This window comes from Kitasatospora sp. NPDC018058 (assembly GCF_044327205.1).
In the GTDB taxonomy this organism is placed as follows: Bacteria; Actinomycetota; Actinomycetes; order Streptomycetales; family Streptomycetaceae; genus Kitasatospora.
On the sequence record NZ_JBIRFA010000031.1, the window covers coordinates 23472 to 48469 of the forward strand.

Genomic DNA, 24998 nt, shown 5'->3' on the forward strand with positions numbered 1-24998 from the left:
ACGGTCCGTCAGCCAGTAACCGGGCGCAAGCCAGCGGGGTCGCTCGCCGGCGGGATCTCGGCACCAGGCAGCTGCCAATGGCGAACGGCCTGCTGGGCCGCCCACATTCGGGCGTAGCGGCCGTCGGGCTCGGTGAGCAGGTCGGTGTGGGTGCCGCGCTGGGTGACCCGGCCCTCGTCGACGACCACGATCTGGTCGGCGCCGACCACCGTGGACAGCCGGTGGGCGATGACCACCACGGTCCGGCCGGCCACCAGGCGCTCGACCGCCTGCTGGACCACCAGCTCCGACTCGCTGTCCAGCGCGGCCGTGGGTTCGTCGAGCAGGACCACGGGTGCGTCCTTGAGGATCGCCCGGGCGATCGAGATGCGCTGGCGCTCGCCGCCGGACAGGGCCGAGCCGATCTCGCCGACCCGGGTCTCGTACCGCTGCGGCAGCCGGTCGACGAACTCGTGCACGTTGGCCGCGCGGGCCGCCGCCTCGATCTCCTCGTCGGTGGCGTCCGGTCGGGCCATCGCGATGTTGGCGCGGATGGTGTCGTCGAAGAGGTGGACGTCCTGGAAGACCACGGCGATGTGGCGCAGCAGTTCGTCGGGGTCGAGGGTCCGCAGGTCCACGCCGCCGAGCCGGACGGTGCCGTGCTGCGGGTCGGCGTAGCGGGCCATGAGTCGGGTGACGGTGGTCTTGCCCGAGCCGGACGGCCCGACCAGCGCGGTCAGGCTGCGTTCGGGGACGGTGAGGTCGAACTCTCGTAGGGTGGGCCGGTCCTGCCCGTCGTAGCCGAAGGTGACCTGCTCGAAGCGGAGCTCGAAGCCCTTGGGTTCGGTGCCGCCCGGTTCGACCGGCAGGGACGGCAGTTGGAGGACCTCGTCCACCCGGGCCAGCGCGGCCTCGGACATCTCGAACAGCTTGGTCATCACGGCCGCCATGCTCAGCGGCTCGGCGAACCGTGCGGCGGTCACCACGACGGCGACCAGCAGCCCGGGGGACAGGCGGGCGTCGAGGACCAGCGCGGCGCCGACCGCGACCAGCGCCACCAGGGCCAGCCGGACGAGGAGTTGGGCGGCGGCCAGGGGTACGGCGGCCGAGCGGTTCGCGGCCGACTGGGTGTGGTGCTGGTGGGCGAGCATGTCCTTCAGCCGGGGCGAGCCGGCGCCGGACTGCCCGGTGGCCCGGAACACGGGCTGGCCCTGCACGTATTCGACGATCCGGCTCGCCGTCCGCGCGTCGGCCTCGTCCACCGCGTGGAAGCCGGCGTTGGACGAGCGCTGTACTCGGCGGACCAGCGGCAGTGCCGCGCCCACCGCCGCCGCGAGCACCAGCCCGAGCCGCCAGTCCAGCAGGGTGACCACCAGGCCGAGCACCACCGGGACGGTCACCAGTTGGACGAACAGGGTGGACAGCGTGGACACGGCGGTGGCCGCGGCGGTCGCGTTGGCGCCGACCACCGAGGTCAGGTCGCCGGCCGCCCGGCGGGCCAGCTCCTGCTGCGGGATCGCCCGCAGCCGCTCCCCGAGCCGCAGCCTGGTGGCCTCGGTGACCAGGTGCCAGTAGCCGTAGGTGAAGCCCAGCTCCCGGACCCGCAGCGCCCCTTCGAGCGCCACCAGGGCTGCCAGTACCCCCGTCCAGAGCCAGGCCCGGCCGGTGTCCACCGGCTCGTGGGTGAGCTCGGCGAGCAGCGGTACGAAGCTCGCGTACGCCGCCGCCTGGACCAGGCTCGCCGCGACCGAGATCCGCAGGGTGCGGCGGAACTGCGGCGCGTACGGGCCGGCCGCGGTGAGCATCAGGCGCAGGATCCGCCTCAACGGACGGCCTCCTTTCCGGTGGTGCGGTGGCCGTTCGAGCCGTGGTCGTTGGCGGCGTGGCTGGACAGCCCCCAGCCGGCCGCCCGGTCGTGGCGGGCCCAGAGCCCGGCGTAGCGGCCGTCGGCGGCGAGCAGGTCGGCGTGCCGGCCGCGTTCGACGATCCGGCCGCGGTCGAGTACGGCGATCTGGTCGGCGTCGGTGATGGTGCCGAGCCGGTGGGCGATGACCAGGACGGTCCGGCCACGGGTGAGCCGGGCCACCGCCTCCTGGATAGCGGCCTCGCTCTCCGGGTCGGCGAAGGCGGTGGCCTCGTCCAGGACGACGACCGGCGCGTCGGAGAGGATCGCGCGGGCGATGGTGATCCGCTGGCGCTGCCCGCCGGAGAGCCGGGAACCGCGCTCGCCGACCTGGCTGCGGTAGCCGTCCGGCAGCTCGCCGACGATGAAGTCGTGGGCGGCGGCGGCCCGGGCCGCGGCGCGGACCTCGGCGTCGGTGGCCTCCGGCCGGGCGAGCCGGATGTTCTCCTCGACCGTTCCGGCGACCAGGAACGGCTCCTGGAACACCAGGGCGACTTGCCGCAGCAGCACGTCCCCGGCGATGTCGCGGACGTCCACCCCGCCGATGCGCACCGACCCGGAGTCGACGTCGAAGAAGCGCGGGATCAGCCGGGCCACCGTCGACTTGCCGGAACCGGACGGGCCGACCAGCGCGCACACCGTCCCGGCCGGGACGTGCAGGTCGACGGCGTCCAGGACGGGTTCGGTCCGGTCGGCGCCCGGGTAGCGGAAGGTGACGCCCTCCACGGTGATCGCGGAGCCCTCCGGCACGCGGGGGTTGGTCGGTTCGGGCAGCGGCTCGGTGGCCAGCAGCTCGGCGATCCGCACCGCGCCCGCCTTGGCGTCGTTGAGGTGGTTGGCCAGGTGCATCAGCGGCGCGACCGCCTCGACCGGCATCGCTCCGATCATCAGGGCGAGCAGCAGCTCGGTGGTGGAGATCCAGCCGGCCGCGCGCATCGGCACCGAGGCGGCGGCCACCACCAACAGCGTCGGCAGCGGCACCACGAACAGCTGGTTGACCACCCCGGAGGCCCACGAGGTGGCGATCCACGCGGCCACCGCCTCGGTGAACTCCCGCACCGCGGCGGTGAACCGGCCGACCGACGAGCGGCCGTCGTCGAAGGTCCGCACCACCGGCATGCCCTGGACGAACTCCACCACGGCCGCGTTGACCCGCTCGTTGGCGGCGTTGTACCTGGCCCGCTGCTCGGCGTGGTCCCGGGTCAGCAGCGACATACAGACGATCGCCACCGGGACCACCACCAGCACCGCGAGCAGCAGCCGCCACTGGACGGCGCCGAGGGCGAGCAGCGCGGCCAGCGGCTGGGCGATGCCGGAGCCGACGAACGGCAGGGCGTCGGCCACCGCGTTGTGCAGGGCCTTGACGTCGTCCTGGACGATCTTCTTGATCCGGCCGGAGCCCAGCCGCTGCACCTCGCCGAGCGGCATCCGGGCCAGCGCGTCGGCCAGTTGGCGGCGCAGCGCGACCTCGAACTCGTAGCTCGCCTCGTGCGCCAGGTGGTCGGCCAGCCAGCGGGCGGCGAAGGAGAGCAGCAGCGCCGCGAGCGCACCGACCGTCCAGCCGACCGGGAAGGACGGGTCGGCGCCGAACAGTCCGCCCGTGGCGTAGGCGGCGCAGACGAAGCCCGCGACCGCCCCGGTGCCGGCCAGCACACCGAGCAGGGCGGCCGACCGCAGCCGGGCGCGGATGCCCGGCTGGGTGGCCACCAGGGCGGACAGCGTGCGCAGCCCGCCTTCCGTGCGCTCAGCCATGGTCCGAGTCCCGTACCAGGGCGGCGAGTTCACGCCGGTCGACCTTGCCGAGGGCGGTTCGGGGGAAGGCGTCCAGCACGACCACGCGGTCCGGCAGCTTGAACGCGGCGAGGCCGCGGCCGGTGAGGTGGGCGTTCAGCTCGGCCCGGGTGGGGGCGGCGCCCTGGGCGATCACGCAGGCGCAGCTGCGCTCGCCGAGCACGTCGTCCGGCACCCCGACCAGCGCGGCGTCGTGTACGGCCGGGTGGGCGAGCAGCAGGTTCTCCACCTCCTCCACCGGGACCTTGTCACCGCCCCGGTTGATCACGTCCTTGACCCGGCCCTCGACGATCAGGTGGCCGCTGGGCAGCCGGCGCACCAGGTCGCCGCTGCGGTAGAAGCCGTCCGGGGTGAAGGCGGCGCGGTCGGCCTCGGGCGCGCGGTAGTAGCCGCGGATCGTGTACGGGCCGCGCACGAGCAGTTCGCCGACCTCGCCGGGCGCGACCTCGCGGTCGTCCGGGCCGACGATCCGCAGTTCGTCGTGCTCGGCGAGCGGGCGGCCCTGGGTCTCCAGCAGCAGCTCCTCGGGGTCCTCCGGGCGGGTGTAGTTGAGCAGGCCCTCGGCCATCCCGAACACCTGCTGGAGGTCGCAGCCGAGAACCGGGCGGACCCGCCGGGCGGCCTCGGGCTTGAGCCGGGCCCCGCCGACCTGGAGCAGTTCCAGGCTGCGGAGGTCAGCCGGTGTCCAGTCGGCGGCCTCCAGCCAGAGCAGGGCCAGCGGCGGCACCAGCGCGGTGGCGGTGACCCGCTCCCGTTCGATCAGCGGGAAGGCGTCGTCGGGGCTCGGGGTCGGGGTGAGGACCACCGTGCCGCCCACGCTCAGCGTGCCCAGCAGGCCCGGACAGGCCAGCGGGAAGTTGTGGGCGACCGGCAGCGCGGCCAGGTAGCGGGTGGAGGCGTCGAAGCCGCACACCTCGGCGCTGGCCGTGGCGTTGTAGAGGTAGTCGTCGTGGGTGCGCGGGATGAGTTTGGGGGCGCCGGTGGTGCCGCCGGACAGCAGCAACAGCGCCACGTCCGAGGGGTCCGGCCCGGCCAGCGGCAGCGGGTCGGCGGTCACCTCGGCCAGCGCCGTGAACTCCTGCGGCTCGCCGGCCACCAGCACCTCGCGCAGCTCCGGCACCTCGGTCGTCAGGGTGCGGGCGAGCGCCCGGTGGTCGTGACCGAGGTGGACGTCCGGGATCACGTACGCCCGGGCTCCTGACAGCCGGGCCAGGTGGACGAGTTCGGTCTCGCGGTGCGCGGGCAGCGCGAGTACCGGGACGGCGCCGAGCCGGAACAGCGCGAAGAGCAGGGGCACGAACTCCGCGATGTTCGGCAGCTGGACCAGCACCCGGTCACCGGCGGTGAATCCGCGCCGGTACAGTCCGGCGGCCAGGTGGTCGGCGCGGTCGTCGACCTCGCGGTAGGTCCAGCGGTGGCGGCCGTCCACCACGGCGGTGTGCTCGGGCGTGGCGAGCGCCTGTTGGCGCAGCAGCGAGCCGAGGGTGCGGCCCCGCCAGTAGCCGAGTTCGCGGTAGCGGTCCGCGAACTCCGTCGGCCAGGCGGTGAATCCGTCGAGCATGGGGCCCTTCCAGGGGGATCGGTGGGTCAGTGGGCGGCGGGCACGACGTACGGGGCGACGGTGGCGAGCTTCTCGCAGGTCTCCTCGTACTCCCGGGCCGGCCGCGAGCCGGCGACGATGCCCGCGCCGGCGCGCAGCCAGGCCCGGCCGTCGCGCTGGTAGACGGCGCGCAGTACGAGCGCGGCGTCGAGCGAGCCGTCGGCGCCGGCCATCAGCACCGTTCCGGCGTACAGGCCGCGCGGTTGGTCCTCCAGTTCGGCGATCAGCCGGTAGGCGGCGGCCTTGGGGATGCCGGAGGCGGTGACGGGCGGGAACACCACGCCGAGCGCGTCCCAGCCGGTGCGGCCCTCGGCCAGCGTGGTGGCGACCCGGGAGGCCAGGTGCTGGACGCTGCCGCGCCGCTTGACCGCCATGAACTCGGTGACGTGGGTGGTACCGGGTCTGCCGACGGAGGTCAGCTCCTCGACGGCGAGGCGGACCGAGGCGGCGTGCTCGTAGACCTCCTTCGGGTCGGCCAGCAGCTCGGCGCGCAGCGCCTCGTCGGTGTCGGGGTCGCCGGTGAGCGCCCGGGTGCCGGCCAGCGGCTGGGTCGAGGTGCGGCCCGTGGCGTCCGCCTCGACCACCGTCTCGGGGCTGAACCCGGCGGCCTGCCAGCCGCCGAGGTCCAGCAGGAAGGATCGGGCCGGGGTGTTGTGGCGGCGGCCGGTCAGGTAGGTGGCGCACACGTCGACCCGGAACGGGACGGGTACCGGGCGGGAGACGATGGCCTTCTCCAGCCTGCCGCGCCCGATCTCGGCCACCGTGTGGGAGACCCCGCAGTGGTAGGTCGTGGGGTCGGCGCGCACGTCGACCGGGACGGGCCGGTGCTCGGGCCGGGCGGCGGGTTCGGCGAGCAGTTTGAGTGCCTCGTCCAGCTCGCCCGGGTCCACCGCCCGGACCAGTACGTGGTCCGCGGTGATCTCGAACTCCAGCCGGGGGACGACGAGATGGGCGAGCACCCGGTCGTCGGCCGGCCGGTCCGGGGCGGCCAGTTCGAAGCAGGCCCACCCGTAGGCGCGCCAGTCGGCGACCGGTGTTCTCTCCAGGGCCTCGGCGACCCGCCGCCACGGGGTGCCGGACCACTCCCGGGCCTCGCCGTCGCCGGTGCGCACGTGCCGGGCATCGACCCGGACCTCAGCCAGCGCGTCACCGGCCACGTGCCAGCGCCCGCTTCGCTCGTACACCACGTACTCGCCGAGCAGCCCCGAACCGGTCAGCTGGGCGACGACCGCGAGCGGGTCGAACGGCCCCTGCACGGTGGATTCCTGGTAGTGCCGTATCACGATGGTGCTCCTCACGGGGTGGTGCGCAGCGGGGCGGCGATCAGCTCGGCGACGGCGCGGGCGTTCTGCTCCTCGATGCAGCTGAAGTGGTTGCCCTCGATGTCGGTGACGGCCAGTTCGCCGAGGACGACGTCCTGCCAGAAGGCGAGCGTGGTCTCGTCCATGCCGGGGGCGAAACCGGAGGAGCCGCGCGGGCGCAGGAAGCGGATGTCGCCGGCGTACGGGGGAGGGGTGAACCGGGCCGAGCGGAAGCTCTGCGCGAACACCCGGAACATCCCCTCGGCCATCTCGGCGGGCAGTTCCTGGCCGGTCTCGGCGGAGGCGGCGCGGGCGTAGCGGGCGAAGCGATCGCTGCGGGTGTGTGCACTGAGCAGGCGGAAGTAGGTGGCGGCCGCGTCGAGTTCGGGATCGCCGCCGACGTCCAGAAGGGAGCCCTCCGGGACCTTGTCGCCGTGGCGTTCGATCACCTGCATGAAGGCCTTCAGGACGGCGTCCGGGTCGATCGGGCCGAAGCCGGCCTGCGGAAGCGCGATGTGCAGGTTGGGCAGGAACAGCAGCTCGATCATCAGGTCGTCGTCGACGTCGAAGACCACCGGGTGGCTGCTGGCCAGGACCAGGTCCTCGACCACGATGCCGCGTTCGTCCAGCCGGCGGGCCACCTCGGTGGCGTACAGGCCGCCGAGGCAGTAGCCGACCAGCTGGACCCTGGTGTGGCCCTCGGCGATCAGCCGTTCGGCGTAGTCGTCGGCGGCCCGTTCGATCACCTCGGCCGGGTCGGTCGCCAGGTACCTCTCGGTGTCGTCGATCACGATGCCGAGCACCGGGCCGAGGTTCTGGGCGACCAGCTCCTTGGCGAGCGGCCGGTAACAGTCCATGGTGCCCAGGCCCGCGTGGAACAGGACGCGCAGCGGGCCGTCGCCGCCGGTGCTGAACGGCACCAGCAGGGCGTTGCCCGACTCGCCGCGGCGGCCGATGAGTTCGGGCTCGGCGACGTTGCTCCCGTCGGCGCCGCGCCCGCGCAGGAGGCGGGCGAGCGCCTCGATGGTCGGCTGGTTGAGCAGCCGGCGCAGCAGGGTGTCGAAGGGGACGCCGGCGGCCTGTGGCAGCTCCGTGCGGAGCCGGCCGGCCATCCGCGCCATGATGAGCGAGTCGGCGCCGCGTTCGTAGAAGCTCTCGTCGCGGCCGATCCGGGGGATGGCGAGCGTGGCCGCCCACAACTCGGCCAGCCTCGCCTCCAGTTCGTCGGCGGGTGCGCCGCCGGTGGCGGTCGGCTCGGCGGTACCGGCGGCGGGCCGCCAGGTGCGCAGGGTCTTGCGGTCGACCTTGGCGTTGCCGGTGAGCGGGAGGGCGTCGGCCACCTGGAGGTGCGAGGGCACCATGTGGGCCGGGAGTCGCCGGGCGAGGTGATCACGCAGCTCGGCCTCGGTCACCGGGACGCGGTCGGTCTTCAACCGGGCGGCGAACAGGTGGACGGCCTGCGGGGTGAGGGCGTGGCCGTCCTCGGGCAGGGTGAGCACCCGCTCGGCGCCGGTGGCCTCGATGAGCCGCAGCCACTGGTCGCGGTCCACGTAGGAGGGGCCGCCGTCGCGCAGTTCGTCGGCGGGCGGGGTCATCAGGAAGGCCTGCGAGGCGAGGATCCAGGGGTGCTCCCTGGTGGGCTCGGTGAGGACCAACCAGCCTCCGGGCGCCACGAGTTCGGCGAGCCGGGCGAGCGCGGCCGGGATGTCCCGGGCGTTCTCCAGCACGCCGGCGGCCAGGACCACGTCGAAGGAGTTCGGGGCCAGGCCCTGCGCCCGGTGGTCCCGGTCGACGTCGAAGACGCCGAAGCGCACTCCAGCGTGTTCGCCGAACCGGGCCCGAGCCTCCGGCAGGAAGAACGGCGCCACGTCGGTGAACAGGTAGTCCACCTCGGTGCCGGCCAGCGCCTCCAGGACCGACTCGGTGGTGCCGCCGGTGCCGGCGCCGGCCTCCAGGACGCGCAGCGGCCGCCCGGCCCCGGCGGTCCCGTCGGCGATCCGCTGGAACAGGGTGGCCACCGCCTGGTTGAGGTAGCGGGCCATCGCGTTCTCCCGGTACAGCGCCCGGGTGGTGGCGAACCCGCCCTCGGGGTAGAGGAGCGCGAGCGGGTCCTGGCGGCCAGCCAGCAGCTCGGTTAGCTGCTCGGCGTTGCGGCGCAGGTAGGCGGGGAACTCCGGGGTGCCCAGCTCGGCCGTCCAGGCCCGTTCGGCGCGTTCCCAGCGGGCGGCGGCCGTTGCCGCGTCGACCGGGCCGAGGTCGGTGTCGGCGAGGACCGACTCCCAGCGGCGCGCCAGCCAGCGGTGGCGCTCGGCGACGTCCTCGCCGGCCTGGGCCAGGGCGAGCGCCATCGAGGTCAGCACCGCGTGGTCGAGCCGCTCGACGGCGTGCGCGACGGTGGCCGGGACGAGCCCGGGGACAGCCGCGTCGGCCTCGGCCGAGGCCGACGCCAGCAGCGCGCTGTCGTCGGGCGCCGGCTCCCCGGTGCGAGCGGGCTCGACGACGCCGAGCAGACCCTCGCCGTCCACGACCACCCCGGCCGCGGCGACCGCCGGGTGGGCGAGCAGCGCGGCCTCGATCTCACCGAGTTCGATCCGGTGCCCGCGCAGCTTGACCTGGGTGTCCTCGCGGCCCAGGAACTCGATCTCGCCGCCGGGCAGGTAGCGCCCGAAGTCGCCGGTGCGGTAGAGCCGTTGGCCGTCCACCGGGTGGGTGAGGAAGTGGCGCGCGGTGGTGTCCGGGTCGCCGAGGTAACCCTGGGCGAGGCCGTCGCCGGTGATGTACAGCTCGCCCGCCGTCCAGACCGGGCGGTCCCGCAGGGCCGAGTCCAGCACCCGGAAGCCCTGGTTGGCCAGCGGGCGTCCGTACGGGATGCTGCGCCAGCCGGGTTCGAGGCCGCGGTACGGGTGGGCGATGGACCAGATGGCGGCCTCGGTGGCGCCGCCGAGGGCGACCACCTCCAGGCCGGGCAGGTGGTTGGTGACCTCGTCGGGGAGCGTGAGCGGCACCCAGTCGCCGGAGAGCAGGGCGAGCCGCAGCGAGGGCAGCGCCACGGGCTCGGAATCCAGGTAGGAGGCGAGCATCTGCATCATCGCGGGCACCGAGTCCCAGACGGTGACGCGGTGGTCGGCGATCAGGGCGGCCCAGTGCGAGGGGTCGGTGCGGCGCTCGTGGTCCGGCAGGACGAGCGCCCCGCCCGTGGAGAGCGGGCCGAACACGTCGTAGACCGACAGGTCGAAGCCGAGGTTGGCCAGGCCCAGCACGCGGTCCTGGGCGGTGACCGCGAAGCGGCGGTTGATGTCCGCGACGGTGTTGGCCGCGGCGCGGTGGCTGACCACGACGCCCTTGGGGCGGCCGGTCGAGCCGGAGGTGTAGATCACGTAGGCGGGGTCGTCCGGGTCGCCGCCGTCCGGCAGCGGCGGCTCGACGGCCGTGAGTGCGTCCACCGCGATGGCGCCGGGCGCGGCCTCCGTCCAGGACTGGGTGAGCACATGGCGCACGCCCGCGTCCGCCAGGATCGCCTCCCGGCGCAGCGCCGGCTGCACGGTGTCCATGGGCAGGTAGACCGCCCCGGCGAGGAGGGTGCCGAGCACAGCCGCCACCTGTTCGACGCCCTTGTCCATGACGATCGCCACCCGCTCGCCCGGGGTGCAGCCGGCCGCCCGCAGCGCCTCGGCGACGGCGGCGGCCCGGCCGGCGAGTTCGCCGTAGCTCACGGTGCCGTTCGGGCCGATCACGGCGGGCCGGTCGGGGGTGCGGGCGGCCTGGGCGAACAACGCGTGGTGCAGCGGGGCGTCCGGCAGCGGTGCGGCGGTGTCGTTGACCGCCCGCCGCTCCTCGGCCTGCCAGGCGGGCAGGGGGACGACGTCTTCGGCGTCCCAGGGCCGGTCATCGGCCGCGAGCTCGCGCAGCAGCCTCTCGAAGGCGTCGAACATGTCGTCCGCGAGGCCGTCGGGGAAGATCCCGTCACGGATGTCCCAGTTGACCTGGAGGCCCTCGGCGTCGTCCATGGCCTGGCAGTCGATGAACACCTGCGGGGTCTGAGTGATGCCGAAGCCGTCCAGTCTGCCCTCGGCGCGCTGCTCGGTGCCGTCGTCGCCGAGGCCGATCGCGCTGGTGAAGACCACGGGCATCAGGGCGGCCTCGCGCCCGCGCCGGCGGGCGAGTTCGCGCAGCACCTCGACACCGGAGCAGAGCCGGTGGTCGAGGTCCTCGAAGAGCCGGCCGCCGAGCGCCTGGGCCCGCTCGGCGAAGGACGCGCCCTGCGTCCAGTCGACGGCGAGCAGGCTGACCGAGGTGAAGTCGCCCACCACCTGGTCCACCTGCGGGTGCAACGGCAGCCGGTTGAGTACGGTGAGGTTGAGGGTGAACTTCGGTGTGCGGCTCCACCGTTCGAGTACGGCGGCGTACGCGGCGAGCACCACCGAGGACGGGGTGAGGCCGCGCCGCCGGGCGCGCTCGCGCAGCGCGTCCCAGGCGACGGTGTCCAGCTTGAGGAAGCGGCGGCGGAACCGGCCGGGGGTCTCCCGGTTGAGCACCGGCAGGTCGGGGGCGGGCGCAAGCTCGTCGATCCGCGCCCACCAGTAGTCGCGGTCGCGCCGGTGGCGGGGCGACTCGCGCAGCGCCCGCTCTGCCAGCAGATAGTCGCGGAACTCCAGTTCCAGCGCGGGGAGTTCGGCGTCCGGTTGGGCGTGCAGCGTCTCGAACTCGGCGAGCAGCAGCCAGATGCTGGCCCAGTCGGCGATCAGGAAGTCCATCGACAGGTGGAGGACGGCCCGCTCGTCGGTCCGGGTGACGCGCAGGTCGAACAGCGGCCACTGGTCGGTCCGGTACACCCGGTGGCCGAAGTCCTCGCGCACCGAGACGAGTTCGGCCTGGACCAGCTCCTGGCCGGCGCCCCGTAGGTCGGTGGCGGGCACGGTCAGGTGCGGGACCTCGGGCAGCACCCGCTGGTAGCCGTCGGCCTCGACCACGGCGCGCAGCATGCCGTGCCGCGCGACCAGCCGGTTCCACGCCCGCTCGGTGCGCTGCGGGTCGAGGTCGGGGTAGTTGACCTCCAGGTAGACGTGGCAGGCGACCTTCCCGTGGCCGAAGGCGTCGCCCCGGCCGAGCAGGTAGGCGGCCTGGACGTCGGTGAGGGGGAAGGGCTCGGTACGGGACTCCGGATCGGGGACGATCGCGGGCCTGGCGTGCTCCTCGGCCAGGTGTGCGAGGACGGTCTCCTTGCCGGCCTTGAGCCGGGCGAGCAGGTTCGGGGTGAGGGCGCCCTTGGGTGCCCGGTACCGGAGTTGGCCCGCGTCCTCCCACAACTGCACTCCAGCGTGGCGGAGTTCGGTGATCAGCTCGGTGACGTTCATGCGTGCGTGGCCTCTTCGGGTCGCGGACGGATGTTGGCGTTGAACCGGAACACGTTGTCCGGGTCCCAGACGGTCTTGAGCCGGACCAGGCGCTCGTGGGCCTCGGGCCCGTAGGCGGCGCGGACCCACTCCGGCTCGGGGTCGGGCAGCAGGTTGACGTACGGGCCCCGGGTGACCGGCTGGAGGGCGCGCCAGCCGTCCCGGGCCGGGCGCAGGTGGGCGGGGCTGTCCGGGTCGCCGTACCACTGGGCGCAGATCTCGGCGAACCAGGCGGCGTCCCGGTGGGTGAAGGCGGTCGGTCCGGCGGGGGCGCGGCCGATGGCGCCGCCGAGGGCGCCGAGCACCACCGAGAAGTTCGGCCCGCCGGCCGCCCAGTGGGCGAGCAGGTCGTCGATGGTGGAATCGGAAAGCTCCGTCAGCAATTCGCCGCGGTTGTAGACCTGCTGGCGGGTGACGTCGGGCGGGGACGGCAGGAGGCGCTGGTAGGCGGTGTACGCCATCGGGCGGATGCCGTCCGCGACCGGTTCGGGGCAGCCGTGGCGCAGCGGGCCGAGCACCTCGTCCGTGCGGGCCGGATCGCCGAACCAGGTCGGGATCAGCACCATCGAGCGCTCGAAGTGCAGCCGCTCGGGGATGAACGGCAACGGGGGCGCAGTCCAGAGCAGCATGATCAGCGACGCCTGGTCGGGAGCCCCGGCCAGCCAGTCCCGGGCGGTGCGCAGCACGGCCGGGGCGTGCGCGGCCGGGTGGACCAGCGGACCGGCCACCACCCCGGCCACCGGGTGCAGCCGGAAGCCGAACCGCACCACGACGCCGAAGTTGCCTCCGCCGCCGCGCAGGCCCCAGAAGAGTTCCGGGTGCTCGGTCGGGCTCGCCCGAAGCTGCCGCCCGTCGGCCGTCACCAGGTCGAAGAAGACGGCGTTGTCGCTGGTCAGCCCGTACTGGCGGGAGAGGTCGCCGATGCCGCCGTTCAGGGTGTGGCCGGCGATGCCGACGTCGGGGTTGCGGGGGCCGGGCAGGGCGAGGCCGTGGCGCTGGGTGGCGGCGTCGAACTCGCCCCAGGTGAGGCCGGGTTCGGCGACGGCCAGGCGCTTCCCCGGGTCGACCTCGATCCGCTTCATGCCGCCGAGGTCGATGACCATCCCGCCGTCGCAGGTGCCCCAGCCGGCGACGTTGGCGCCGCCGCCGCGCACCGCGACCGGCAGGCCGTGCCGGCGGGCGTGCTCCAGGGCCGTCCGGACGTCTTCCGGGTCGGCGCAGCGGGCGATCGCGGCGGGGCGGCGGTCGGCGCGGGCGTTGCGCACCCGGCGGGCCTGGTCGTAGCCGGGGTCGATTGGGGTGATCAGTCGCATCCGGGGCTCCGCTCGAAGACCGCGCCGTGGACGTCGGCGGGGTGGATCTCGTGCTGCAGACCGGCGAGCCGGACCGCCCGGACGCCGGTCCGGTCGGCCGGTTCGGCGGCCAGTCGGCGGTCCGCTCCGGCCAGCGCGTCGAAGGCCTCGCGGTCCTGTTGCGCCACGCCGAAGCGCACCCGGGCGACGCCGAGCGCACCGTTGGGGTGGGTGACGGCGGCCGGCCGCTGCGGCGGGTCGTACTGGGAGACGACGAACGGCAGCCGGGCCGGGGCCGGGGTGAGGAACTGGTACCGCACCCGGGAGCCGTCCGGCGTGCTGCGGCGTCCCTTCATCACCCGCGAGCCGGAGATCCCGGTCTCGCGCAACGCCAGGTGCGCACCGGTCAGTTCGGTGCCGTCGGTCTCCAGTGCCACGTCCCGCCAGCCTTCGCCGCCGGCCGCCCAGCGGGCCAGCCGCCGGCCGGCCGGGGCGCCGTTGAGGAGCCCGAACGGCAGGCTCAGCAGGCCGAATCGGCGTGGCAGCTCGAAGAGTTCGATGAACGGCCCGGACTCGAACCAGATCAGGGCGTTGTGGGCCTTGTCCGGTGTGCTTCCCCAGGTCACGGTGAAACCGGCGGCGGTGAAGTCCGCGACGGCGGAGTGGATGTCGTGCACCTTGCAAAGGATGTGACTGCATCTCAGGTCGAGACTGGGTGTCATGGTGCTCATTTCGGTGCTGCGCTTCCATTGGCTGAGGCGTGCTCGGCTGCTGCGTGCTCGGTTGCGGTTCGGGCGGCGAACAGGCGCTGCCCGAGCGGGGCCATTGGGTGGTTCTCGGCGGGGAGCGTGCGGACCTCGGGGATCCCGGCGCCCGCCAGGGCGTCGAGCCACTGCTCGCGGGAGAGGAAAGTGGTGCCGGAGGCCAGCCGGGCGTCCTGGGCGGCGGTCATCATGAACGCCTGCGAGGAGAGGATCTCCAGGTGTTCCCTGGTCGGTTCGGTGATCAGCAACCAGCCGCCGGGGAGGAGGAGTTCGGTGAGTGCGCGGACGGTGGCGTCGGTGTCCCGGGCGTTGTTCAGCACGCCGGCCGCGATCACCACGTCGAAGGAGCCGGGGGCGAGGCCCTGTTCGTCCGGTGCCCGGTCGATGTCGTACGTTCCGTAGCGCAGCCACGGCAGCCGGGCGAACCGCTGCCGGGCCGGGTCGAGGAAGAACCGGGACACGTCGGTGAACAGGTAGTCCACCCGGGCCTCCGGTTCGCCGGCGAGCGCCATCGCCACCGCCTCGGTGGTGGCCCCCGTCCCGGCGCCGACCTCCAGCACCCGCAGCGGCTCGCTGCCGCCCGCGGCGGCGAGCCGGCGGACCGCGGTGGCGACGGCGGTGTTGAGGTAGCGGGCGGTCACGGTGTCGCGGTACACGGCGTCCGCGAGCTCGGTCCGCCCCTCAGGGAAGAGCAGCAGCGTCGCCTGCTGCTCGCCCGTCAGCAGCGCGGGCAGCCGCTCGGCGTTCAGCCGCAGGTAGTCGACGAACTCGGCGCCGCCCAGTCCGTCCTTCCACAGCCCGGCGGCCCGGTCCCAGGCCCGGGCGGTGGAGACCGCGTCGGCGGTGCGGACCCCGGTGTAGCGCTTGCCGTCCCGAGTGAGCCACTCGCGTTCGGTCAGCACGGTCAGCCAGCGTCCGACGAGGACGTGGTGGGCGGGTGCGACCCCGGTGAGCAACTCCTCGACGGTGTGTCCGGTCCCGGCGGGCAGCAGCAGCCCGCGGTCCTGGAAGGACAGCAGCATCGCGGCGAGTACCGCCTCGTCGAGCCGGCGGACGAACTCCTCCGTCTGACCGCGTGCGACGTGCCGGGCCTGCGGTTCGGCGGCCTCGGCGGCGGCCCGGACCACGCCGTCCAGCGTCGGCGCTCCGGCGGCCCCCGTCGGCCACAGCTCGGTCACCGGGAGCGGCTCGTGGTGCTGCCCGGGCCGGAGCGCGGGGTAGCCGAGCCGGGCCGTGACGTCCTGCCACATCCGGGCCAGCGTCAGGTGGTACTGCTCGGGCCGCTCCGCGCCGGGCTCGCCGAGCACCGCCGCCCGCAGGCCGAGCAGGTCCGCCCCGATCGCGCCGGGCCAGTCCGCGCCGAGCGCGTCCCGGTAGCGCGGTGGCTCGGCCGGGCCGAGGACGGCCGTGGTGGGTTCGGCCAGGTGGCCGGTGCCCGGACCGTCGAAGTCGAACCGCTCCTTCACCGCGTCCGGGATGTGCAGCCGCGGGCTCCACAGCACCGGGCCGTGCGGGTCGGTCAGGGTGAGGCTGCCCGCTGCCGTGCCCAGGGTCACCCGGTGCAGCAGGTGCACGTGGTTGTCGGGGTCCGCCGGGTCCACCTCGTTCTGCACCCGCAGGGTGGCCGGGATCCCGCCGACCGTCCCGGTGAGCAGCCCGAACGGGCCGGTGGCCGGCAGCGCCTCCAGCTTCCACGGGCGCAGCGTGCCCAGCGCGTCCCCGAGGATGTGCACCAGCGGGAACGCGACCTGCACCGAGCAGGCAGCGTCCAGATACAGCGCCGACCGCCGGTCCAGCAGCCGCCGGGCCGCCGCGGTGAACCGCCGCACGGCGGGCAGCCGGACGTACAGGTCGCCCAGCCGGTACTTCACACCCCGGCGGCGGGCCTCGCGCAGGCAGGCGGCCAGGTCGTCATGGTGCACCGGCTGCTCCTGGAGGACGTGGACGCCCCGGCCGAGCAGCTTCAGCGCCAACTCCGTGCCGGCGCCGCCCATCACGCCCGAGCGCACCACCACGCAGGCCAGGTCGATGTCGCCCGGAAGCGTGTCCGGATCGGTGTACAGCGGCACCCCGTACCGGCGCGCGCACTCCACCGACCGCTCACCGCCGCGCGCCAGCACCCCGGCGATCTCGAACTCCTCCGGCAGCCCGGCGAGGGCGGCCAGGTAGAACTGGCCGAACGTCGTCCCGCACACCACCACCCGCAGCCGACGGCCCTTCACAGCGCTCCCTCTTCTTCCACGGCGAGCTCGGCGAGGGCCGAGTCGGCCACCGTCAGCACGACCCCCGGCACCTCCCGCAGCCGCCCGACGGCCGCGACCGGGTCGAGTACCGCGTCCGCGAGGTGCACCCCGGCCGGCACCTCGCCGTGCAGGACCGCCAGGGCGGCCACCGCCGTTGCCGCGCCGGTCAGTTCGGCGATCCCCGGCGCCCGCAGCACCGCCGTCCGGCTGACCGGGCGGCCCTCGGCGACCCCGTCCAGCTGGGCCAGCAGCACGGCGTACGGGCTGCGCCCGGCGAGGTCCAGCGCCGTCGCCCGGCACAGCGCCGCGACCGCGTCCGCCCGGTTCAGCGTGCGGGCCGCGTCGAGGGCGGCGGCGAGGTGTTCGCCGTCGAGCGCGGTGAACCACCGGCCGTGGTCGAGCCCGAGGGCGCGGGCCACCCGCTCGCCCTCGCCGTCCAGGTAGGGCAGCACGGTGACCGGGCGCGGCAGGTACGGCAGCCGCCGTCCGGCGGCCCGGGCCAGTGCACCCGGGCGGCGGGCGCCGTCGGCCCAGGCGGCCAGCGGCTCGCTGTCGGCGCCGAGGACGCCGTGCAGGTAGTCCTCGGCACCGGTCTGCGTGAACGCGTCCAGCACGGCCGCGTACGCGGTGAGCCCGTGGATCTCGGCGAAGTGCTGCTGGGCCAGCCAGCGCGGCAGCAGGCCGGACAGACCGGGCAGCGCGCCGGCCGCGAACACGGCCGCGCGGTCGACCGCCCCGAGTTCGGCCAGGCCGTTCGCCGTACCGGCGTCCACATGGTGCGCCCCGGCCGCGAGCGCGGCCCGCGCCACCTGGACAGCGGTGCGGTGCGACGGTCCCGCGCAGTGCACGACCAGCGCGCACCCGTCGACGAAGGCCGCCAGCGAGGCCTCGTCCTCGACGTCCACCCGGGCCGCCTCCGCCGACGGGCCGAGCTCCGCGGCCAGCCGGGCGGCTCGCGCCTCGTCCCGCCCGCCGACCCGGAGCGGACCGGCCCCCCAGCGCGCCAGTAGCCGGGCGGCCTGTACTCCGACGGTGCCGTAGCCGCCGATGACGCCGATCACAGTGACCCTTCTTCCAGGTCCTCCAGCCGGGCGAGCTCGTCGGCCACCACGGCGGCGACCTGGGCGAGGCTCGGGCCCGCGAAGATGCGGCGCAGCGGCAGTTCGACGGCGAAACGTTGCTGCACCCGGGTGATGAAACGGGTGGCGAGCAGGCTGTCGCCGCCCAGCTCGAAGAAGCCTCGCCGTCGGCCGACCTCCGAGGTCCCGAGCAACTCCCGCCACATCGCGGCGAGTTCGCACTCCAGTTCACCCTCCGGCGGTTCGTCCGGGCCGAGCTCGTCGCCAGCGTCCGCCAGCACCGCCGCGACAGCCTTGCGGTCGACCTTGCCGTTGGCACTCAGCGGCAGCCAGGGCAGCACCTCGATCCGCTCGGGCACCATGTGGCCCGGCAGCAGGCCCGCGACGTGCTCGCGCAGCACCGCCGGCTCGGGAGCCGTCGCGCTCTGCGGGCGTTCGGCCCACAGCAGATCCATGAACGATTTGCCCACCGGCCGGTGACCGGCCCCGCTCAGCCCGGCGCGCGCGAACAGCTCCGTCCAACGCTCCCCGGGGAGCATCGGAGAGCCGGCCAGGCGCCGCTCCCGGTCGAAGCCGTTGTACCCGCGGTCGAGCAGACCGGCTGTCAGCAGTGCCATCGGCGTCAGCGCGGCGCGCTCCACGGCGAGCAGCCGCCCGCCGGGCCGGGCCAGCAGCGCGGCCAGCGCCGGGCCCTGCCCGGGCTCCGGGTAGCGGTGCAGCACATTGCCGGCCAGCACCACGTCGAAGCCGTACCGCAGGTCGTCGGGCACCGTCGTGCCGGGCAGCAGGCGGCAGACGGTGTGGTGCGGCAAGGCCTCCAGCCGCCTGGTCGCCGTGGCGACCAGGCCGGGGGCGGCGTCCAGCAGGGTGTAGCGCACCTGGTCGGGGCCGACCAGGGCGAGCAGCCGCTCGGCGGTCCGGCCGTCCCGCCCGGCCAGCTCGACCACCTCGACCGGTCGACCCAACTCAGCCGACATGTCAGCGAGTTGGGAGGCGAGCTCGGCGAGCGCAAGGGCCGTCCCGGGGTCGTGGTCGGCCAGGCTGGCCGGGGCGAGGACGTCGTCGTCCAGCAGTGCCGCCGGGTCGAGCCGGCCCGCCAGGATCTCCCGGTAGTCGCCGAGCCGTTCCGACAGCCGCCGGTGCGCCCGCGCGATCAGCGCGCCGTACTCGTCCGCCCCGGCCCGGGGGGCCTCGCGGAGCAGCGCAGTCTCCAGCTCGGGACCGGCCAGATAGCGGCCCGCGTCCTCGGCCACCACCTTCCGGTCGACCAGCAGCCCCAGCCAGAGCCGCAGCACCGCATGGTGCTCGTCCACGGCGTCCAGGCGCGCCACCAGGTCCTCGAACCGCCAGGCCGTCCCCTCCTCGAGAGCGTCCAGGCCGAGCAGCCGGGCCAGCACCGCACCCGCGGTGTCCGCCTCCAGCTCCCACGCGCCCGCCCGGGCCACGGCGACGTCGGTCGGCACCCCGGCGCCACCGGGCACCCCGGAGCCATCGACGGCCGCCGGGACGGGCACCACGCCCGCCACCAGCCTGCGGCCAGTCCCCTCGCCGACCACCGCGGCGACCGCCCGGCCCACCCCCGGCCCCGAGCGCAGCGCGGCCTCGATCTCGCCCAGCTCGATCCGGTGGCCGCGCAGCTTGACCTGCTGGTCGGCCCGGCCGAGGAACTCCAGCGTGCCGTCCGCCCAGTACCGCCCGAGGTCCCCCGTGCGGTACCAGCGCTCGCCCGCGCGGGCCACGAAGCGCTGCGCCGTCAGCCCGACGGCACCCCGGTAACCGCGCGCCACGCCCGCGCCGCCGATCCACAGCTCGCCCGGCACACCGTCCGGGCAGTCCCGGCCGAGCGCGTCCACCACCCGGAACCGCTGGCCGCGCAGGGGCCGGCCGTACGGGACGGAGCGCCAGGCCGGGTCCACCCCGGCCACCTCGAAGCAGTTGGACCAGATCGCCGCCTCGGTCGCCCCGCCGAGCGCCACGAACCGGCACTGCGGCCGCAGCACGGCCAGCCGGCCGGGCAGGTCCAGCCCGACCCAGTCGCCGGAGACCAGCGCCAGCCGCAGCGGCTCCGGTGTGTCGGCGGCCTCGGCCACCGTCAGCAGCATGTCCAGCAGGGCCGGCACGGTGTTCCACACCGTCACCCCGTGCCGGCGCACGAGCTCCAGCCACCGCCGGGCGTCCCGCCGGTCCTCCTCGCCGATCAGCACGACCGCCCCGCCCGCCGACAGCGGGCCGAAGACGTCGTACACCGACAGGTCGAAGTCCAGCGCGGACACCGCGAGCGTCCGGTCCTGCTCGCCGACGCCGAACCGCTCGTTGACGTCCGTGACGGTGTTCGCCGCCGCCCGGTGGGTGATCTCCACGCCCTTCGGCTCACCGGTGGAGCCCGAGGTGAAGATGACGTACGCCAGGTCGTCCGGGGAGGGCTGCGCCAAGGTCGCGGGCACGGCGGCCCCGGCCTGCCGCAGCACTTCCTCGGTCACCGCCAGCCGCGCCCCGGCCACCCCGACGATCCGCTCGCGCCGGGCCGCCGGCTGGTCCACCCCGACCGGCAGGTACGCCGCTCCGGTGGCCAGCACACCCAGCACCGCCACCAGCTGCTCCGGCCCCTTCGGCAGCGTCACTGCCACCAGCTCACCGGGTCCGGCCCCCTGGTCGTGTAGGACCGTGGCCACCCGCAGCGCCCGCTGCGCCAGCGAGTCGTACGTCAGGGACTCGCCCTCGCCCCACACCAGCGCGGTGCGCTCGGGCTGCTCGGCGGCCCGGCGGAAGAACTCGGCGTGCAGCAGGCGGTCCTCGGCGCCCTCGCCGGTCGCGTTGACGGCTGCCCGGGTGCGCCGCTGTGCCTCGGGCAGCAGGTCGGGTACCGCGCCCTGCCAGTCGGCCCTGGCCTCGCCGAGCCAGCCGACCAGCCGTCGGTAGGCGGCGAACATCTCGTCCACCAGCCCGGCCGGGAACAGCTCCTCGACCACGTCCCAGGTCAGCCGCACGCCACCGTCGGAGGTCTCGGTGACCTGGTGGTCCAGCCAGACCTGCGGGGTCTGCGAGACGCCCCAGACCGGCTCGGTGAACGGACCCTCAGTTGGATCGCCGCCGACACCGAGTGCGCTCGTGAACACCACCGGCATGGTCGTCTCCGGTTCGCCGGTGAAGCGGGCGAGGTCACGCAGCACCTGAACCGCCGACAGCTCCCGGTGGTCCAGTCCGCGCCACAGCTCCCGCTGCACCCGCCGGGCCGCCGCCAGCCAGCTCTCCCCGGGCTCGGGGCGGGAGGGCACCAGCACCAGTGAGGTGAAGTCGCCCATGACCAGACCGATGTCCGGGTGGACGTCGCGACGGTCGAACAGGGTGAGGTTGACGGTGAGGTCCGGGCGGGCGCTCCAGCGCCCCAGCACCTCGGCGAAGGCGGCCAGAAGCACCACCGACGGGGTCAGCCCGTGCTCGCGCGCCCGCTCGACTACCGGCCGCCACCGCTCGCCGGGGACCCGGGCCTCCCGGCGGGTGAAGCGCGGCCGGCCGATCTCCGCCGGGTCCACCGCGAGCGGCAGCTGCGGGCCCGGCGGCAACGCGGGCAGCTGCTCCGCCCAGTACGTCCGGGCAGCGGCCAGCTCCTGCGGCGCGGGCGTGGCGCCGAGCACGTAATCGCGGAACGAGGCCTCCACCGGCGGGAGTTGGGCTTCCGGGTGCTCGTAGAGGGCGCCGAGCTCGCCGTAGAAGCGCAGGATGCTCAGCGCGTCCAGCACGATGTTGTCCATGCCGATGCCGAGCCGGGTGTGCTCGCCCGCGCGGACCGCGCGGATCGCGAACAACGGCCAGCGGCTGGGGTCGAAGACCTGGTGCGAGGCGGCCTCGCGCAGCTCGGTGAAGGCGGCCTCCGCATCGTCGCCGGCCTCGGTGACCGGGATGGTGAACCGGGGTACCTCGGCGAGGATCCGCTGCTCGCCGCGCTCGTCGACGACCGCGCGCAGCATCTCGTGCCGGGCGACCAGCCGGTTGACGGCCTCCTCCAGGCGGGCCGGGTCGAGATCCGGTACGTCGTACTCGCGGTAGTAGTGGCAGCCGGTGCCGCCGAGCGTGAAGCCCTCGCCGCGGCCCAGCCAGTACGCGCGCTGGACGTCGGTCAAGGGGAACGGATCGTGCCGCCGTGCCGGGTCGGCCGCGAGTGCGGCGTTCTCCGGTTCGGCCTCCAGCGGCTGGAGCGTCGGCGCGAAGTCGGCCAGCACCGGACGGGCGAACAGCTCGGACAGCCGGACGCCCGCGAAACCGGCCGCCCGCAGCCGCCCGATCAGCCGGGTCGCGAGCAGCGAGTCGCCGCCGAGCGCGAAGAAGTCGTGTTCGCGGCCGACCACGTCGACGCCGAGCACCTCGGCCCAGGCGGCCGCCGCCCGCTGCTCGGTCTCGCCGACCGGCGGGGTCACCGGCGTGCGGCCGGGCAGCTCGGCGGTGGCCAGCACGCGGCGCAGCAGCCCGCGGTCGATCTTGCCGTTGGCGGTCAGCGGCAGGCCCGGCAGCACGGCGATCCGCTCGGGGACCATCGGCGCCGGAAGCACGCCCCGCAGGTATTCGCGCAGGGCGGCCGGCGTCCCGCCGTCGCGCAGCGCGCCGACGGTGGCCAGCGCCGCCCAGTCGGCGGCCGCCTGCGCCCGGTCGTCGGTCACGGCCGCGGCGATCCGGCCGTCCGCGCAGACCACCGCGACGCCCTGAGACACGCCCGGGAAGGCGGTCAACGCGGCCTCGATCTCGCCGAGTTCGATCCGGTGGCCGCGCACCTTGACCTGGTGGTCGGCCCGGCCGAGGAACTCCAAAGTGCCGTCCGGCCGGTAGCGGGCGCGGTCGCCGGTGCGGTACCAGCGCACGCCGTCCAGCTCGGTGAAGCGGTCGGCGGTGCGGTCCGGGTCGCCCCGGTAGCCGCGGGCGACGCCGGCGCCGCCGATCCACAGCTCACCGGGGACGTGGTCGGGACGGTCCCGGCCGAGCGGGTCGACCACCCGGCAGGCGACGTTCTCCAGCGGTGTGCCGTACGGGATGGACGCCCAGTCGGCGGGAACCTCGCGGACCTCGCACCAGGTGGAGTGGATGGCGGTCTCGGTGGTGCCGCCGAGCGCGGCGAACCGGCACTGCGGGGCAATGGTCGCGAGCCGGGCCGGCAGGTCGAGCGGCACCCGGTCGCCGCCGAGCAGGACGGCCTTGAGGTCGGGCAGCGGCCGTTCCGCCGCGGTGACCAGCATGTCCAGCAGCGCGGGTACACAGTTGACCACCGTGGCGCGGTGGCGGACCGCCAGGCCGACCCACGCGGTGGCGTCCCGGCGGTCCGGCTCCTCGACGCAGACCACCGCGCCGCCGGCCGACAGCGGGCCGAAGACGTCGTACACCGACAGGTCGAAGTCCAGCGCGGACAGTGCCAGTGTGCGGTCCGAAGCGCCGAGCTCCAGGCGGGAGTTGAGGTCCTCGATGGTGTTCATCGCCGCGGCGTGGGTGAGTTCGACGCCCTTGGGCTCGCCGGTCGAGCCGGAGGTGTAGATGACGTACGCGAGGTCGCCGTCACCGCCGGGTACAGGGGCGGGCAGGGGAGTGGTGCCGGCGGGGACGGTGACGTCGTCGACCACCAGGCGGATGCCCGCGGAGCGGTGGATGCGCTCGCGACGGGCGGCGGGCTGGTCGACGCCGAGCGGCAGGTAGGCGGCGCCGGTGGCCAGCACGGCGAGGACGGCGAGGATCTGGTCGGGGCCCTTGGGCAGGGTGACGGCCACCAGTTCGCCCGGTCCGGCTCCGCGTGCGCGCAGGTGCCCGGCCAACGCCAGGGCCCGGTGGGCGAGCTGACCGTAGTCCATGGCGTCGTCGGTGCCCCACAGCAGGGCGGGGGCCTGCGGGTGGGCGGCTGCGTGGGCGAAGAAGCCGTCGTGCAGCCGGGCGCCGGTGCGGGTTGCCGCCGTGTCGTTCGCCCTGGCGCGGATGGCGAGTTGAGCGTCCGGCGGGAGCGCGGGGACGGCGGTGGACCAGGCGCTCTCGTCGGCGAGCAGCCGGTCGAGCAGGCCGCTGTAGGCAGCGAACATCGCGTCCAGGACGCCGGGGGCGAAGGCGTCCTCGCGGGCGTCCCAGTTGACCAGCAGGCCGCCGCCGATCTCGGTGACCTGGGCGTCCAGCCAGACCTGCGGCCCCTGCGAGATGATCCAGGACGCCTCGCCGAAGGCCTCCCGGACGGCGGGCGCGAACAGCTCGCCGAGGCCGAGTGCGCTGGTGTAGACGACGGGCGCGAGCACCTGTTCGCCGTGCAGCCGGGACAGGTCGCGCAGTACCTCGACGCCGGAGTGCCCGGCGTGCGCGGCGTCCGCGTGGAACCGCCGCTGCAGGCGCACCGCCCGCTCGGCGAAGGTGCCCGGCGTGGTGCCGTCCCAGGCGAGGAGCACGGAGGAGGTGAAGTCGCCGACCAGTTCGCCGACTTCGGGGTTCAGCGGGGTGCGGTCGAAGAGCGGGAGGTTGAGCAGGAAGTCAGGTTCGGCGCTGAACGCGGTCAGCGTCTCGGCGAACACGGCGGCCAGGGCCATGGCCGGGGTCAGGCCGTGCCGTCGGGCGTGCGCTTCGAAGCGCCCCAACTCGGCGGTGTCCAGCAGGCGATGGCGGCGCAGCACGGTGGTCGCGGCGGAGCCGTGCGCGTCCGGGGCGAGCGGCAGCAGCGGCGCGGCGGGCAGTTCGGGCAGACGAGCGCGCCAGTGGGCGCGATCGGCCTCGAGGACGGCCGGGTCGGTGGCCGCGGCCCGGTCGGCGAGGTAGCGCGGGAAGCTGTAGCCGAGGGCGGGCAGTTCCTGGTCCGGAGCCGTGTAGGCGCGGGCGAGGTCGGCGAGCAGGACGCGCAGGCTGAGCGCGTCGGCGGCGACCATGTCGAGGTTGAGGTGAAGCCTGGTCCCACCCGGGCGGACGGTGTCCGGCAGCAGTGTGAGCTGGACGTCGAGGACCTCGCCGGAGGCGATGTCCAGGGTGCGGTGGGAGAGACATCGGCGCAGCTCCGCGAGTTCCGCCTCGGCCTCGGTGGCGCTCCGTTCCCGCAGGTCGTGCACCCGTAGTCCGGGCCAGGCGGCCTGCGGGGCGATCCGCTGCCGGCCGTCGTCGAGGATGTGCACCCGGAGCATGCCGTGGCGGGCGAGCACGGCCCGGACGGCTGCCTCCAGTCGCTCCGGGTCCACCCCGGCGCCGTCGAACTCGTGGTAGAAGTGGGCGGCCACGCCGCCGAGTTGCTGCCCGTCGGCGCGTCCGACCCAGTACGCGTGCTGCATCAGCGCGAGGTCGAAGGGGGCGTCCTCGTCGACGGCGGCGGGCTCGGCCGGTGCGGAGGAGCTGGTGGTGCGGTGCCCGTCGATCAGGGCCCGACCGTCGACCAGGGCCCGCCAGGCGGCGAGGGTGGGCTGGGCGGCGAGCTCGGCGAAGCCGACGTCGACGCCGGCCCGGTTGAGGTTCCCGGCCAGTCGCATCATCGTGAGCGAGTCGAGCCCCAGCTCGATCAGGTTGGCGTCCTCGGCGATGGACTCGGCGGTCAGGTCGAGCAGTTCGCCGACCGCCTGGGGCAGATTGACGGCGGCCGCCGCGCGGTCGTGCGACACGTGGAGGTCCTTCCTTGGGCAGGGGGCGGACCACGAAGGCGTGGTGTGTTCATCATTAATA

Annotated in this window: 10 protein-coding genes; all 10 read right to left on the bottom strand. The window is 74.7% G+C overall.

The window, feature by feature from the left end; genetic code table 11:
• Nucleotides 1-8 precede the first annotated feature (8 nt).
• From ACH4E7_RS32840 to ACH4E7_RS32885, 10 genes are read right to left on the bottom strand one after another with little or no spacing between them, the layout of a single operon-like run.
• On the bottom strand, nt 9-1805 hold the full coding sequence (locus tag ACH4E7_RS32840) for an ABC transporter ATP-binding protein (RefSeq protein ID WP_396252798.1): 1797 nt from the start codon (nt 1803-1805) through the stop codon (nt 9-11).
• Nucleotides 1802-3634 (bottom strand): ABC transporter ATP-binding protein, encoded by a 1833-nt coding sequence (locus tag ACH4E7_RS32845; protein ID WP_396252799.1) that lies wholly within the window; start codon nt 3632-3634, stop codon nt 1802-1804. Before ACH4E7_RS32845 ends, ACH4E7_RS32840 begins: the two co-directional genes overlap by 4 nt.
• A complete protein-coding gene (locus tag ACH4E7_RS32850; RefSeq protein WP_396252800.1) occupies nt 3627-5234 on the bottom strand; it encodes a (2,3-dihydroxybenzoyl)adenylate synthase in 1608 nt (535 codons plus the stop codon). The genes ACH4E7_RS32845 and ACH4E7_RS32850 overlap by 8 nt, the downstream gene beginning before the upstream one ends.
• Nucleotides 5235-5260: 26 nt before the next feature.
• A complete protein-coding gene (locus ACH4E7_RS32855) occupies nt 5261-6556 on the bottom strand; it encodes a salicylate synthase (protein ID WP_396252801.1) in 1296 nt (431 codons plus the stop codon).
• Between the two features lie 11 nt (nt 6557-6567).
• Nucleotides 6568-11928 (bottom strand): amino acid adenylation domain-containing protein, encoded by a 5361-nt coding sequence (locus ACH4E7_RS32860; RefSeq protein WP_396252802.1) that lies wholly within the window; start codon nt 11926-11928, stop codon nt 6568-6570.
• Nucleotides 11925-13280, bottom strand: a complete 1356-nt coding sequence (locus tag ACH4E7_RS32865) for an FAD-binding oxidoreductase (protein WP_396252803.1) — start codon at nt 13278-13280, stop codon at nt 11925-11927. The genes ACH4E7_RS32860 and ACH4E7_RS32865 overlap by 4 nt, the downstream gene beginning before the upstream one ends.
• Nucleotides 13271-13990 carry a VOC family protein gene (locus ACH4E7_RS32870; protein WP_396252804.1) on the bottom strand — a complete coding sequence of 240 codons (720 nt, stop codon included), beginning with the start codon at nt 13988-13990 and terminating at the stop codon, nt 13271-13273. Before ACH4E7_RS32870 ends, ACH4E7_RS32865 begins: the two co-directional genes overlap by 10 nt.
• Entirely contained in the window at nt 13987-16245 is a 2259-nt protein-coding gene (locus ACH4E7_RS32875) for a Gfo/Idh/MocA family oxidoreductase (RefSeq protein WP_396252805.1), read from the bottom strand. The genes ACH4E7_RS32870 and ACH4E7_RS32875 overlap by 4 nt, the downstream gene beginning before the upstream one ends.
• Complete coding sequence (locus ACH4E7_RS32880) at nt 16242-17327, bottom strand: saccharopine dehydrogenase NADP-binding domain-containing protein (protein WP_396252806.1); 1086 nt, start codon at nt 17325-17327, stop codon at nt 16242-16244. Before ACH4E7_RS32880 ends, ACH4E7_RS32875 begins: the two co-directional genes overlap by 4 nt.
• Complete coding sequence (locus ACH4E7_RS32885; RefSeq protein WP_396252807.1) at nt 17324-24937, bottom strand: amino acid adenylation domain-containing protein; 7614 nt, start codon at nt 24935-24937, stop codon at nt 17324-17326. Before ACH4E7_RS32885 ends, ACH4E7_RS32880 begins: the two co-directional genes overlap by 4 nt.
• Nucleotides 24938-24998 lie beyond the last annotated feature (61 nt).

What these genes read in the sequence shown, in the direction of transcription:
- ACH4E7_RS32845 (WP_396252799.1), bottom strand. Translation starts at nt 3,634, where the DNA reads ATGGCTGAGCGCACGGAAGGCGGGCTGCGCACGCTGTCCGCCCTGGTG.
- ACH4E7_RS32850 (WP_396252800.1), bottom strand. Translation starts at nt 5,234, where the DNA reads ATGCTCGACGGATTCACCGCCTGGCCGACGGAGTTCGCGGACCGCTAC.
- ACH4E7_RS32860 (WP_396252802.1), bottom strand. Translation starts at nt 11,928, where the DNA reads ATGAACGTCACCGAGCTGATCACCGAACTCCGCCACGCTGGAGTGCAG.
- ACH4E7_RS32865 (WP_396252803.1), bottom strand. Translation starts at nt 13,280, where the DNA reads ATGCGACTGATCACCCCAATCGACCCCGGCTACGACCAGGCCCGCCGG.
- ACH4E7_RS32870 (WP_396252804.1), bottom strand. Translation starts at nt 13,990, where the DNA reads ATGAGCACCATGACACCCAGTCTCGACCTGAGATGCAGTCACATCCTT.